The organism is Ruegeria sp. AI3 (assembly GCF_056541245.1).
Map to the genome: position 1 here is coordinate 150424 of NZ_JBQFYA010000011.1, position 13352 is coordinate 163775.

Below are 13352 nucleotides of genomic sequence, written 5' to 3' on the forward strand. Positions count from 1 at the left end.
CCGTCTACTTAACTTTATTCGCCACCCGCCTATCGGTCTTGCGGTGCATGGGCCAGGCTCGAAATTCAAAAGGAACGCGGCCTTCCACCCGATCATTGCGCGGTGACAGCCCAAACCGTTCGCGGTATGCGCGGCTGAAATGAACCTGGCTGGCAAAACCCGAGGCCACCGAAACCTCAAGCAAAGACATATCTGTCTGTGTCACCAGCCCGCGTGCACGGTCCAGCCGGATGTCACGATAATACATGGTTGGAGTTTTCTTGACGTGCCGCGCGAACAGCCGATTCAACTGGCGTTGTGACAGGTTTATGGAATCACAGATCTCGGGAATGCTTAGCGGTGTTTCCAGGTTCTGCTCCATCAACGCTATCGCCAGTTTGACCGCTGTGGGGGCCAGTTGACCCATCGGCTCGGCCAGTCCCGGACTTTGCATAGCGCCTTGGGGGCGCACGGTCTGGTGAAAAACGTATCGTGCTGCCGCATTGGCTAGAGCGTCGCCCTTGGTGCCCTTGATGATATGCAAGGCAAAATCCAAGGCTGCCGCGCCGCCGCAACAGGTGATGCGGGCCTTGTCGAATACGAACAACTCCTCAGTGACCTCGACATTGGGATAGAGCTCTTTCATCGCGTCGATATGCTCATAGTGCACCGTGGCACGACGCCCCTTGAGCAAACCAGCTTCGGCGAGGATGAACGCCCCGGTGTCCAGCCCGCCCAGCGTGCTCCCTTGACCGGCCCAACGCCATAGCAATGTATGAAGCGGGGTCGAGTTGTAGGCTTCCGGCGCCCAACTGGACGAGACGATCACGAAATCCTTGCGCCCTTCCTGAACCTCGGCCAGCGCAATCGTGTCGATGGTCATCCCGTTGCTTGCAGTGCAAGGACCGCCGTCCAGGGACGCGATCTGCCACTGGAACCGTGCCTTGCCTTCCAGGTAGTTTGCGGTGCGAAACGGGTCGATGAAACCCACTGTCGCCGCCATGTTGAAGTTTGGAGTTACAAGGACAAGAAGTGTCAGAGTGTTGTTTGGTTGAGACGCCATGAGGCCATCTACGTTAAATGGGCGTCGGGATTGATCAAGACTATCATTTCGATCAGGACCAACACGTGTTGTCTGTTAGTCGCTGTTTAAAGAATGCCTGTCGGTCGAATTCGCATTCGGCTCATTTGGGCAAGAAATTTTTCCCCTACATGCCAGCGATCTGAAAGGCCGCCTTTCTCAAATTGGCACAGGCTGGTTGGGGTCCAAAAGGTCTGTTCAGATTCAGCACACAGAATGGTGATACGGTCCTTCTGAGTCGAATTTTCACGACATCATTTTAGTCTTTGAGCGTTAGGGTACCGAGATACGCTGTTGCTAACTTCGCCATACACCAAAAATTCCACAAACTTCGCCAAAATACACATGTGCGAACGAATCGGCAGACCTGAGATGACATGCTAGGTCGCCGGTTTTTCTAGCGTATGAGAGCCAAGTACAATTGATGGCCCGTGAGATTAACCACAATGTGAAGGGGTTCGGCGCCGAACGGGATGGCAGGATGCGTTACCGCAAGATCGCCCCAATTGGCCGCGATGATGACAGGTCGGAGTTCTTCAACTTTGCCAAGGCGTGATGGTCACTCGAAGTAGATCCCCGAAGAAATCTATAGACTAAAACAACTTTCCAATCAGGCTGCATGTAAAAGTTCATGAGAATCGATCCGGCCAAATGGATCAAAACTGGCTTTGAATGCAAAAGCCCCGCGCAATCTCCGCGCGGGGCCTTTTTGATTTCTGATGTTTGATCTAGTTCCCAGCCGAAACCGAGCCGATCGACCAGAACATCGTCTCGCCCGAGGCATCATCGACGCCGTCATTGTCGGTCATAACGAATGCCTCGCCCGAAGGCAGGATGGCCAAACCTTCGATCTTGTCCAGAACGTAGCCGCCGGTCGAGGTCAGGTCGGGCAGCAAGTCACGGACCTCTTCCTTACTAACCACGGGCAGCTCACTGCCCAGCGGGGCCGGGGTCATTTCAGACAGCGGGATGCGGTAGATTTTCTTGGTCACTGCGCGGTGGTCGTGCTGGTTGTCTCGTTCGATGACATAAACATGGTCGCCGAATGCGGTGATCTCCGACAGACCTACCCAGCCAGTTTCCGGGTCAGTTTTGGGATAGTGCACTGCGCCCCATTCCTTGGCTTCAAGGTTATAGGCGACAAGTTTCACGTGGTTCTTGGGGTCGTCCTTCCATTCGCGCTGAACTGCCATCCACAGGGTGTCTCCAACCTTGGTTATGCCTTCGAACCCGAAGCGATTTTCGACGGCCATCAGTTCCGGCGGCAGGCCTATTTCACCCTTGCGGTCCTTGATCTTGCCTTCGGCCGAGACATGGTAGATCGCGTGGGGGATGACGCGGTCGGTTCGGCCTTCAGAGGCGACATAGAAGCCACCCTTGCCATCCAGCGTGATACCTTCCAGATCCAGCTTTTGCGCCGGGTTGCCGTCCTGACGGCTGATGCGAACGACGTCCACGATGCGGGCCGGGGTCTGGCTGGGGTCGATTTTGAAGATCGAAGGCTGGAAGCCGTAGAAGCTGTCATTAACCGCGTAGATGATGCCATCCTCATCTGCGACCAGACCGGACAGGGCACCCCATCCGATCAACTCATCCGCGCCAGCGGAGGTCAGATGCGGATAAGCGGCGGGGGCATCCTGATACTCAAAAATCGACACATGAGCACGCGGACCGCCATCTTCGATCAGGTCTTTTTCATTGGCCGAGACCAGAAGGTTGCGCTCAGGGATAGCAACGTAGCCTTCCGGCCCCACGCCCGAGGGCAGCAGTTGTTTTAGAACCGGGTTGGCCGGATCGGTGGCGTCATAGACCCCCACGACCGAGGCGCGCTCGGCCCCCACAAAGATCATCGGCGTGCCGCCGAACGTGGCTGCGGTTACGCTTTCGGGCTCAACGCCTTTGCTGTCTGAGCGTTTGTCGGGATAGTGCCCGATCTGGATGATGGCTTTCTCGAAATCGGTGCCGTTCTCGTAAACAACGATGCCGTCCTTGTGGAAGATCGTCCAGCCGCGCGAGCCGCCTTCGTAGTCACCTTCGTTGGCGGTGGCGAAATGGTTGTCGTCGATCCACTTCACCGCATCAGGCTCGCGCAGGCGACCCTCTTGGCTTTCGGTGAAGATCAGCGCGCCGCGCTCATCCGTGGCGTCAATGCCTTCCAGATCAACCGCGCCAGCCGAGAAATGGCTGACTACGTTCCCGTCCTTGTCAACAACCGCGATGTGGTTGTTTTCCTGCAGGGTGATGACGGTTTCGCCCAGAGCGTTGATGTCCACAAACTCAGGCTCGGGGTCGGTGGGCGCGACGTCTGCCAGGCCGGTCAGCGAGGCCATCTTCATGCCAGAGCAATCCAGCGCGCCATCCTTCAACGGTACCAGCGCCAGCGATCCAGCAGGCAGTTGAGGGATAACGCCATCGTTCAGGTCTTCGTCGCGTTCGTTTTCGATCGCCACGGCGACAAAGCTGCCATCTGGGGCAACCGCGACGCTGTCGGGTTGACCACCCAGATCACAGGCGCCGGTTTCCGCCTTGCCTTCGATGTCGACCGAGATCAGTTTGCCCGACGGGGCGGTGTAGCTTTCCGAAGTGTTCACGCCCACAAAAGCCGTCCCACCAACGATCCCAACTGACGTCGGCTCGCCGCCCACTTCCATCGCGCCCAGAGGTGCCGGGTTCGCTGGGTCGGTGATGTCGACCATGCCGATTACACCTAACGGGCTATCTGTATAGACCAACGTCATCCCGTCTGCAGTCGCAGCGATGATCTCGGGTGAGGTCTCACGTTCGGTATCAGTTCCCTCGGCCATATTCTTAACGACGGGGAAAGAAGCAATTCGGTTGAAATTCATTTCTGCCGAAGCCTGGCCGGCGGTCAGGGCAAGGGCAGATGTCAGGCAGACAAAGCGCAACGACATCGGGTGGTATCCTCTCTCACTTGGATGAGAAGGGGATGAACCCGGGTCATTGCGGTTTTGTGACGGTTTGGATTCAGTTTGGTGACAAACGTAAAAAAGTGAAGTTCGCATCGTATTCAGTGACCAATTCGAACACCGTCAGATCAAAGGTGGTGCTGCAAGTATTCAGCGTTTTTATCCGAGGCGAGATACTCGTGTTGGTCGCGTCCCGTGCTTCCACATGAGCCAACCGTGGCAAACTCGTTCAGGCGCAAACCTCCTGTCGCTGTGTCCTTATTTCCCATACGGATTGTCCCATGGATTAGTCGCGTGGGGATGATCTGGTTTATCAAATTGGACGAAGCCTAATTGCATACTTCTGAAAGTTGGCAGTCTGCTGCTTAGACGGCATCGCACTTGCAGCGAATGTCTTTAAGGAAGGGGCGCAATCGCGGAAATTAATATATTTAGACAAGGTCGGCCTTGTGCCGCAAATAGCCAATCATCCTTCGTACTTAGATCAACAACACTTTGCCCAAGATGGCCTCGGCCTATCCTTTAGAAAGAACTACCTGAGCCTGCACCCGCAACCTTATACCTGCATTGCCATTGGCCGACTAAGTGGCCCAATACCCGACCCTCAACTGCCAGTTAACCGGAAATTCCGTAACAATCTATTGTTGAAGAGAAAATAACGAAGAGGACGCGCAAGTTGGCGGCCGCTCTGTTCTAATACTGATCGCGCATCATCATAGTAGTAATCAAAGTATGTGCCGCAAAAAAGCTCAAGATATTAGGCCCACATTGGCACCTTCATTGTTCGAAGGCATAGACCTTGCGAATTTGGTACATGGTGTAACCTTGCAGTTAAGTCATGCGGTTTTTCAGCCCCGACACCCCTTTTTCATGCTGGCGTTTCAATAGTTGTACCTGTTATCGCTACTCAGATTTTCAGGGGCTCCAGTTTTCAAGCAGGGTAGATTTTGTTTTGGGCGAAACCTCCGGCGCCATAAATCACGCATGTAAAGATGGCTCCTGCCTGACCGGATTCCTCTACAAAATGTGACCCGAAAACCAAGTTTGCAAAAACTTGTGATTCCCAATTAGGAGAGACGACGGCCTTAGTGTTTGCACTTCAGACCAATGGTAGCTTTGGGTTGACTGTGGTTCTTTGGAGCAAAAATGCAGAAGGCTGCAAAGTTGCGTTGCCGACCTCTGAAGGCAGCGCAACTTTGCGCTTGCAGCGAATGGCAGATTCGGCGGGCCGCATGGCAGCATCCCTGTGTACTGACGGATGTCCGCTTTGAGCCGTTGATGCATCGTGGAAACGGGGTATGCACCGGACCCATTGGTATCTTGCTCACGGTATCTTTCACGTTTAGAAAAACGTACGGACCTTCGAATTCACATCATCGCCTGCGGTAGAACAAATGGCATCCCGCCTGCAGGTACCGTGTTTATCGGCAAGTCGATACCGTAAACCTGCTGCATCGTCTCATTGTTGAGAACGTCGGACACAACACCAGATGACCAGACTTTGCCTTCGCTCAGAATGTATACACTGTCGGCGAACAAAGCTGTCAGGTTCAGATCGTGCATAACCACGACAACACCACCGCCTTGGGCCGCGAAGTCCCGCGCGATGCGCAAAACGATGAACTGATGTGCGACGTCCAGGCTTGCAACGGGTTCATCCAGCAACAACCAGCGCGGCTGATCCAGATCTTTGGTGTCCCAGACTTGCGTCAGAACTCGCGCCATCTGAACGCGTTGCTGCTCACCGCCAGATAGGTTCTGGTAGGACCGCGTTTCGAAGCCTCCGAGGTCAACTTGCATTAATGCCCGAGACGGCAACGTGTCGTCTTCGGCAGCCAAGCCATTCGCCAACCCGAGCCTGACGACTTCGTGCACAGAGAAGGGGAAAGCCACGGTTGTAGACTGCGGAAGAACGCCTCGTATGGCAGCCAATTCCCAAGGCTTTAGTGCCGTGATGTCGTGACTGTTCAATGAGATCCTGCCGGAGCTTTGGATTTCTCCCGACAGTGCTTTCAGCAAAGTCGATTTACCGGATCCATTCGGGCCGATAATGGCTGTGACTTGCCCGGGCTCCGCCTGAAAATCCACACCTTTCAGGATCTCTGTGCTTCCGATCTGTACGCGAACGTTCTCAGCTTTCATACTTACATTCCCATTGAGCCGTGGCGTCGAAGCCGGATCCAGAAAAACACCGGCGCGCCAAGGATCGCGGTCACGATCCCAATTGGTAGCTCCGCCGGAGCAACGATCACGCGACTGATCATATCTGCGCACAACAGCAGCGTGGCCCCCAGCAGAGCTGAATTCATCAGCAAGCGATGGTGGTCTGGTCCAGTGCTGAGACGCAGCAGATGCGGCACCACGATTCCGATAAAACCTATGCCACCCGACACGGCAACGGCGGCACCAGTTGCCCCAGCAACCGTCAGGATCGCGAGGTTTTTGCTTCGCTGGACTGGAATACCCATGTGATGAGCAATAGCCTCACCCATCGCCAAACCGTTCAAAGCACGGGCAAGAAACTGTGTGCAGATAATTGCAGCCAAAATAATCGGGGCAGCCGTTGCAACCTTGGTCCACGTCGCACCAGCCAGTGAGCCCATGCCCCAGAAGGTGAGGTCTCTGAGTTGCTGATCGTCAGCCATGTAGATCATCACTCCGGATACAGCTCCGGCCAAAGCCGCCAGTGCAATGCCTGCAAGCAGCATTGTGGCGACCGATGTCTGCCCTTGGCGCGTGGACACCCGATAAAGGATCAGAACCGAGGCCCATCCCCCCAAAAAGGCCGCAACGGCAACCAGCCCGTCGCCTACCCAGGCGAGGACCGTGCCAGGCAGGAGGCCACCAAAGACGATGGCTGCTATCGCGCCCAACCCAGCACCCGCGCTCACGCCGACAATGCCAGGATCGGCCAGCGGATTGCGGAACAGCCCTTGCATCACCACGCCCGAGACTGCCAGCGCCGCACCAACAAGTATTCCCATCGCCAGACGGGGCAGGCGGATGTCCCACAGAATGATCCGGTTCAGGTCCGACAACTCGCGCCCCTGAAGTAAATCCAATACTGCAATCGCTGGCGAGGCGTCAGACGCTCCGACCGAGACGCTGAACACACTTGTTACGGTCAGGACGACAATTAGAGACAGCGTCACGCGCTTGGCCCTGATCCTTCGCGCGTCGGCGCGCATCGGAGCGCCGTGGTCTAACGCCAGCGTCATGATCCGCTCGCGTTTTGCAACGCCGCCGATAGGTCTGAAATCGCATCCGCTGTACGCGGGCCAAAGCCCAGAAGATACGCACCCGGCATACGGATCAGGGCTTTATTCTGCCCTGCCGGGGTCAGTTGGATCGCGGGTATTGCAAAAAGGTCCTCGTCCGAAGTTGCGTGATTGCCGCGCCGCTCCATCATCAGGATCACGTCGGGCGTTGTGACAGCCAACGCTTCTGGTGTCATGGTCTTGAAGCCATCGACGCCTGCGGCAGCGTTTTCACCGCCCGCCATTCTGATAATGCTATCTGCCTGTGTATCGGCCCCACCGACGGTGATTTCTCTATCCTGTGCAGAAAGAATGAACAACACGCTCAATGGGTCCGCACCCGCGGCGACTGAGGCACTCTCTTGCGCCTGATCCAGTTGTTGCGCGGCGTTTGCAGCAAGCGTTTCAGCCTCAGCTTCAACGCCCAAAGCGGCGCCCACCGCGAGGATTTTTTCCACTATCCCATCGCGAGTAAACTCATCATCGATGGTGACAAATTCCACACCGGCTTCTTCGAGCACCGAAATGGCATCTGGCGGGCCGGAGCCTTCCAATGCCAAGATCAGGTCGGGTGCGACCGACAGCACGCCTTCGGGTGACAGAGCGCGCCTATAGCCCACATCCGGCAAGTCCATCGCATCGGCCGGGTAAGTTGAGGTCCGATCACGGCCCACGAGCCGGTCTTGTTGCCCCAGAGCATAGATGATCTCGGTAACCGAACTGCCAATCGCGATCACGCGTTTTTCCTCGGCTTGCAGCGCTGTGGCCGAGAGTAAGGCAGCCGTGCAGAAAGATAGAAGCAGTCGCACTACATCACCTCATTTTCGGCTATGTCTGATAGCCCGGCAACCAAAGCGTCCCAGGCGGGGCGGTGATCGGTCTCGCCTGCGCGTCGACCGAATATCTGGAAAATCAAACCGCCTTCGGCATCAAATACTTCAACTGAAACAGCGGGTCCGCGCTGGGTCGGTTTAGTGACGGCCCAGACTTCGGCAATATGATCGGTGCGCAGATGCAGGTTGAAATCCGGGTCCAGCAGGTTGAACCAAGGCCCCATCTGTTTCAGGGTTTTGACTGGGCCGCCATGGATTTCAATGCAACCGCGATTGCCGACAAAGACCATGACCTCAAGTCTTTGGTCGCGCACCTGTTCGAACATTTGCGGAATTGTGTTTGGGTCAAGCGCCCGAACCAGTGGCGCACCGGCAATACGATATGCCCCCAACCGGTTCATCTTGAGCTTTGACGTCAAGCGCAGGAATTGATGCGTATCCGTCATCTTGGCCCACTCGCTGCGCAGGATTTCAGCCTTGTCCGGATTGGCCTTGGGTGCCTCGGCTGGCTTGCGCTGCTCGACAGCCATCGTCTGCGATTGGTCGTCTGCGGCCAGCGTCTGAACCAGACGTGCCCAGTGATCCAGATCCGAGCCGTCCCGCAGAAAAATCTTGTGTACCGCATCTCCGGCCGCATCAAATACTTGAATCGAGCGGCGTGTTCCGGAATTCGTTTCACGCTCGACCGCGAAGGCATGAACCCAATGGCTGGGGAACATGCGCAGGTCAATCTCTTGGGTTAGGACCATCGCAGCATGGGCGCCGGGATGATAGTTGTCGTATTGCCCGACTTTCTCGATCACGCAGGAAGGGTTGCGAGTCAGCGCCATGACCTCTCCCAACCCGTTCAACTGGCCAAAAAGCGCATCCATGTCTGATCTCAGCCTTGTTGTGCCGTACCCAGCGAAGGCCGCCACCAGCTGCCCTTCGGACAAACCAAGTGATTCCGCCAGATCGCGATCACGTTTGCCAGCCTTCTCTGCATAGGCGGCACGAATATCCTGAGGGGCCATAAGCACCTGTTCCATAGTGGATTTCCCAACTTCGAGTGGTTTTGTGAAGCGCTGGCCTGGCCCATGATCGCGTCGTTGGCCCGCTGGCAGTGACTGCAAACTCAGTCACGGAAATATGTTGACTATTTTAGTAAGCTTTATTAACGAGCACAAGTCATCGCTGAAAGGCGATTCCAAAAAAACACCAAAAAAGACTGACCTTAGCCAGCGAACTGCAAGCATCTCCGGTCCTCAAACCACTCGAAGGGACAGAAATGCGTGCTTCAATTCGAAAGGCGGGCCTGCTTGGCACCGCCTCTTGCCTCAGTATGATCGCAGCGGCCGCTTGGGCGCAGGAACAGGATGATGGGTTCCTGGGCACACTTGAGCTGGGCGAAAGCAAACGGGAAATCCAGACCGACACCGCTGTACCGATCACCAATATCGATCAGGAAGAGATCAATGACCGTCAGGCCAACACGGTTGCAGAGCTGATCGACACCGTGCCTGGTGTGACTCTGGTGAATGGCTCGACACCGCAGGGGTCTGGCATCAACATTCGGGGCTTCGGCGCCAACAGCACCTTCGGTACCGACCAGAAGGTTCTCATTCTGATCGACGGGGCAACAACCGGTTCGGAAGAGCTGTATCGGATCGGCAACCAACTCTTCACCGATCCACAACTTTACAAGAGCGTGTCGGTGATTCGGGGCACTGTTGGGTCCTTCGAATTCGGTTCGGGCGTCGTGGGAGGCGTGGTTCAATTGGAAACCAAAGACGCCTCGGATTTCACCGGCGGTGAGCCCGGCTTCCGGTTCCGTCAGACGTTGGAAGGCTATTCGAACGGAAGCGGCTTTGCCTCATCGTCGATTCTGGCGTGGCAGCCGAACGAGCAGACCGAGTTTCTGTTCAACTACACCTATCGCGATCAAGACGATCAGGAAGACGGGAATGGCGGCTCGATCGGCAACAGCGCCTTTACCCTGCCTTCCCTGTTGGCGAAGGGTAAATACAGCTTCGGCGACAATCTGGAGCATTCTATCACCGCATCATGGAACCAATCGACCTCGGAAGAACGGGACGTTCCATATGACTCATTCGGTACATCTGCAGACGCTTTTGGAAATGTGGATCGTGATATCGAAACCCGGATTGGCATCCTGCGATATCAATACCGGCCAGCAGACAACGATCTGATCGATTTGGATGTGAACCTCAGCTATTCCGAGCAGTCCATCGACAGCAGCTATGTTCCTGGCTCTTCCAGCTTAGAGGGAACTCCGTTTTTCCCAAGCATTCGGGCTCTTGCGGACGCGTCACATAACTATGAAACCACCAAACTGACGATCAAGAATACCTCGTATTTCCAAACTGGAATCGCTTCGCATGATCTTCGAGCCGGGATCGAGTTCATCAATCGAGAGCGTCTGGATGCTCCGTCAGCCCCGGGTGGGACCGATCGTCGGATTGCCTTGTTCGCTGTCGATGACATTCAGATCGGCGATCAACTGACCATCACACCGGCGCTGCGTTACGAAACGCAGGACATCAAGGGGGATGGCGATACAGCACCTTTCGATGAGAGCTACAATAACAATGCTCTGATGGGGGGACTGTCGGCGCGGTACGAATTCGCAAACGGTTTCGGCATCTTCGGCGGCGGTGCATACACTGAAAGCCTGCCCATCATCGACGACCTTGGTACCCCGGTATTCATGACCCAGCCCGAGAAATCGCGCACCTGGGAAGCAGGGTTTTCGTTCAATCGCGGAGATATCTTTGCCGAGGGCGACATCATACGCGCCAAGGTGAATTTCTACGACACTAACTTGCGGGATGTCACATCGTACAATCAGTCGAATCCGATTACCGGAGCATCTGTTCTTTTGGACAAGGTCGAAACGCACGGTGTGGAAATTGAAGCATCATACGCGAACGTTGGCGGATTCTATGTCGACTTTAACGCAAATGTCGTAAGCGGCACGGAAACCAATGAAAACGGGCAGGAGACCCGCTGGCGCAACGAACCATCGGATTCGGCGCGGATCACATTCGGCAAACGGTTTGGCGAAACGATTGATGTCAGTTGGGAGCTTTTCGGAGCCAGGTCTGGCTTTGATTCTTCAGGCGACCCGGTTGCCGGATATGGCGTCAACACATTGCGCGCGTCCTACTTCCCGCAAGAAGGCGCGCTTGCAGGGTTCGAAGTTAGGGCAGGTATCGAGAATATCTTTGACAAAAACTACCTGCCGAACCTGTCGACGCGCAATGCGCCGGGCCGGAACTTCAAGCTGACAGTGGCCAAAACCTTCTGATCAAAAAATGAAAGGACCAGTTATGCGAATTGCGTCGAAAAGAAATGCTCGGTTGGTCCTGTTGACCCTGCTCCCAATTCTGGGAGCGGGGCTTGCCTCCGCCGAAGAAACCGGTGGCGTTTCGATAGAGCTGAGTTCTGCGGAAGAACGCGACCAAAGCTGCCTGCTCAGCTTTTTGGTCGAGAATAAACATGACACCGATATCGAAGGCGCCGTCTACGAAATGGTCTTATTCGGCGCCGAAGGTGGCGTTGCTCTGCTCACGCTTCTGGATTTCGAGGATATGCCCGCAGGGCGTCCTAGGGTCCGCCAATTTCAGTTCGATGGAATGGCCTGCAACCAAATCACTCGTATCCTGATCAACGACGCTCAGGAATGTGCGCATCAAGGAGGCATGCAGAATGCCTGCATGTCGAACCTGACACTCAAAAGCCGCCTTGAAACGGAAATAATTGGATAGGCCAATGGATACGATCATTCAGAAATTGACAGACGTCCTTGCGCTTGGCGGGCCGGTTGTTGCGATCCTGATCACAACCTCGGTCGCAACCCTGTCGCTCGTAATTTACAAGCTTTGGCAATATGCGGCCGCCGGCGTCGGTCGCCATTTCGAACTGTCTTTGGCGATTGAAGCCTGGGACCGCCGGGACCGGGTTGTTGCGATGGCGCATCTGGACAAAAGCCGCAGCTATCTGGCCCCGGTGATCGCCATGTCATTCAGTGGAGATAGCAGCACGCTGTCCGAGCGTGCCGATGCCGAGGCCGAAGCACGCTTTGCCGGGCTTGAACGGGGCCTCAACGTGCTTGATGTGGTGTCACAGCTTGCACCGCTACTGGGGCTATTCGGCACTGTTCTTGGCATGATCGAAGCCTTCCAGACCCTGCAAGGCGCAGGCAATTCGGTAGATCCTGCACTGCTTGCTGGCGGCATTTGGGTTGCCCTGCTAACAACGGCTGCGGGGTTAGCCGTCGCCATGCCAACCTCGCTTGTGCTGACTTGGTTCGAGTCACGCATGACGCGTGAGCGCATCTTTACCAACCGTGCCTTACGCACCGCTTTCGCACCTGGTCACGCCGCAGAATGCAAAGCGACCGAGATGCCAAAGGCAGCTCTTGTCCATGGCACTTGAGACCCGCACCAAGCGGCGCAAGCACCTGTCGATGACCTCGTTGATCGACGTTATCTTTTTGCTGCTGCTGTTTTTCATGCTTACTTCAACCTACTCGAAATTCGGCGAGATTGAGTTTTCAACGGCTTCGGCAGGAGGGTCAGATCAAGACGTCCCGATCCGCTTTGTGAAGCTTGAACAGGATCGTCTTCTGGTCGACGGGACCGTAACAACCCTGGATAGCGTTACTGAGCTTTTCGACGGGGCCTCCGAACAAATGGCACTGATCAGTCTCGGCCAGAACGCAACTTCGCAACAACTGATTGACCTGCTGACGGCTTTGAAAGGCGTGGCTCACCTACGGACGCAGGTGATCGGATGATGCAACTGAAACCAAAGGCGAGGCGAACCCGAGAACCCACAATTGCTCTGATCAACGTCGTCTTCCTGATGCTGGTTTTCTTCATGATTGCGGGTACGCTTGCCCCACCGCTTGGCAACTCGGTGCAACTGGTTGAAACGCAGAACCTTGAAGGGCGCGAGCCGCCAGATGCGCTCGTCATCCGTGCCGATGGTGTGCTCGAGTATCGCGGGGCCGAGCTGACAGATGTTGAAGCCTATGTTGAACGCGCTTCAATTGACCTGCCGCTGGAAGTAGTACGCTTGGTTCCCGACCGCGCGCTTCCAGCGGTGCGGCTGAAAGCGGTTAGCGATGCGCTTCGTGCCCTAGGCGCAAAAAAGGTCTTTGTGATCACACAAAGAGCGCTGCAATGATCCCCAGTTCTCGCGCAATAGCCGCATCTTCGATCGTGTTGGCTGCTGCGACCCACGGTCTTGCTTTGCATGACTTTGGCCCACA

General features: G+C 55.7%; 12 protein-coding genes. 6 read left to right on the forward strand and 6 right to left on the reverse strand.

All coding sequences use genetic code 11. The annotated features are described in order from the left end of the window. Nucleotides 1-4: 4 nt before the first annotated feature. The gene (locus ACRZ95_RS16835; protein ID WP_170680054.1) at nt 5-1042 is read right to left on the reverse strand and encodes a GlxA family transcriptional regulator; all 1038 of its coding nucleotides are present in this window, start codon (nt 1040-1042) and stop codon (nt 5-7) included. Between the two features lie 442 nt (nt 1043-1484). Here ACRZ95_RS16835 and ACRZ95_RS16840 point away from each other — a divergent pair, with 442 nt between their 5' ends. Next, nucleotides 1485-1616 carry a hypothetical protein gene (locus ACRZ95_RS16840; RefSeq protein WP_480555268.1) on the forward strand — a complete coding sequence of 44 codons (132 nt, stop codon included), beginning with the start codon at nt 1485-1487 and terminating at the stop codon, nt 1614-1616. Nucleotides 1617-1788: 172 nt separating this feature from the next. Here the strand turns inward: ACRZ95_RS16840 and ACRZ95_RS16845 are convergent, their stop codons facing one another. The 5 genes from ACRZ95_RS16845 to ACRZ95_RS16865 all read right to left on the reverse strand — a co-directional run bounded on the left by ACRZ95_RS16845 (nt 1789) and on the right by ACRZ95_RS16865 (nt 9105). Beyond that, nucleotides 1789-3972 (reverse strand): esterase-like activity of phytase family protein, encoded by a 2184-nt coding sequence (locus tag ACRZ95_RS16845; RefSeq protein ID WP_170680052.1) that lies wholly within the window; start codon nt 3970-3972, stop codon nt 1789-1791. 1383 nt (nt 3973-5355) lie between these two features. Further along, on the reverse strand, nt 5356-6129 hold the full coding sequence (locus ACRZ95_RS16850) for a heme ABC transporter ATP-binding protein (RefSeq protein ID WP_170680050.1): 774 nt from the start codon (nt 6127-6129) through the stop codon (nt 5356-5358). Nucleotides 6130-6131: 2 nt separating this feature from the next. Continuing rightward, nucleotides 6132-7205, reverse strand: coding sequence for an iron ABC transporter permease (locus tag ACRZ95_RS16855; protein ID WP_170680048.1), 1074 nt, complete (start codon nt 7203-7205; stop codon nt 6132-6134). Continuing rightward, nucleotides 7202-8053 (reverse strand): ABC transporter substrate-binding protein, encoded by an 852-nt coding sequence (locus ACRZ95_RS16860; protein WP_170680046.1) that lies wholly within the window; start codon nt 8051-8053, stop codon nt 7202-7204. Before ACRZ95_RS16860 ends, ACRZ95_RS16855 begins: the two co-directional genes overlap by 4 nt. Beyond that, nucleotides 8053-9105 carry a ChuX/HutX family heme-like substrate-binding protein gene (locus tag ACRZ95_RS16865; RefSeq protein ID WP_170680044.1) on the reverse strand — a complete coding sequence of 351 codons (1053 nt, stop codon included), beginning with the start codon at nt 9103-9105 and terminating at the stop codon, nt 8053-8055. Before ACRZ95_RS16865 ends, ACRZ95_RS16860 begins: the two co-directional genes overlap by 1 nt. 239 nt (nt 9106-9344) lie before the next feature. On the opposite strand from ACRZ95_RS16865, the gene ACRZ95_RS16870 reads away from it, so the two are divergent. The 5 genes from ACRZ95_RS16870 (at nt 9345) to ACRZ95_RS16890 (ending at nt 13267) form a co-directional block, all read left to right on the forward strand. Next, complete coding sequence (locus ACRZ95_RS16870; protein WP_170680042.1) at nt 9345-11384, forward strand: TonB-dependent receptor domain-containing protein; 2040 nt, start codon at nt 9345-9347, stop codon at nt 11382-11384. A 61-nt stretch (nt 11385-11445) separates the two neighbouring features. Further along, entirely contained in the window at nt 11446-11844 is a 399-nt protein-coding gene (locus ACRZ95_RS16875; RefSeq protein WP_480555272.1) for a hypothetical protein, read from the forward strand. 4 nt (nt 11845-11848) lie between these two features. Next, on the forward strand, nt 11849-12514 hold the full coding sequence (locus tag ACRZ95_RS16880; protein WP_170680040.1) for a MotA/TolQ/ExbB proton channel family protein: 666 nt from the start codon (nt 11849-11851) through the stop codon (nt 12512-12514). Then, nucleotides 12504-12875: a biopolymer transporter ExbD gene (locus ACRZ95_RS16885; RefSeq protein WP_170680038.1), complete on the forward strand. Its 372-nt coding sequence runs from the start codon at nt 12504-12506 to the stop codon at nt 12873-12875. The genes ACRZ95_RS16880 and ACRZ95_RS16885 overlap by 11 nt, the downstream gene beginning before the upstream one ends. Beyond that, complete coding sequence (locus ACRZ95_RS16890; protein ID WP_170680036.1) at nt 12872-13267, forward strand: ExbD/TolR family protein; 396 nt, start codon at nt 12872-12874, stop codon at nt 13265-13267. Before ACRZ95_RS16885 ends, ACRZ95_RS16890 begins: the two co-directional genes overlap by 4 nt. Nucleotides 13268-13352 lie beyond the last annotated feature (85 nt).

Coding starts and splice junctions, on each gene's coding strand:
- ACRZ95_RS16835 (WP_170680054.1), bottom strand. CDS start 1,042: ATGGCGTCTCAACCAAACAACACTCTGACACTTCTTGTCCTTGTAACT.
- ACRZ95_RS16840 (WP_480555268.1), top strand. CDS start 1,485: ATGGCCCGTGAGATTAACCACAATGTGAAGGGGTTCGGCGCCGAACGG.
- ACRZ95_RS16845 (WP_170680052.1), bottom strand. CDS start 3,972: ATGTCGTTGCGCTTTGTCTGCCTGACATCTGCCCTTGCCCTGACCGCC.
- ACRZ95_RS16850 (WP_170680050.1), bottom strand. CDS start 6,129: ATGAAAGCTGAGAACGTTCGCGTACAGATCGGAAGCACAGAGATCCTG.
- ACRZ95_RS16855 (WP_170680048.1), bottom strand. CDS start 7,205: ATGACGCTGGCGTTAGACCACGGCGCTCCGATGCGCGCCGACGCGCGA.
- ACRZ95_RS16865 (WP_170680044.1), bottom strand. CDS start 9,105: ATGGAACAGGTGCTTATGGCCCCTCAGGATATTCGTGCCGCCTATGCA.
- ACRZ95_RS16870 (WP_170680042.1), top strand. CDS start 9,345: ATGCGTGCTTCAATTCGAAAGGCGGGCCTGCTTGGCACCGCCTCTTGC.
- ACRZ95_RS16880 (WP_170680040.1), top strand. CDS start 11,849: ATGGATACGATCATTCAGAAATTGACAGACGTCCTTGCGCTTGGCGGG.
- ACRZ95_RS16885 (WP_170680038.1), top strand. CDS start 12,504: ATGGCACTTGAGACCCGCACCAAGCGGCGCAAGCACCTGTCGATGACC.
- ACRZ95_RS16890 (WP_170680036.1), top strand. CDS start 12,872: ATGATGCAACTGAAACCAAAGGCGAGGCGAACCCGAGAACCCACAATT.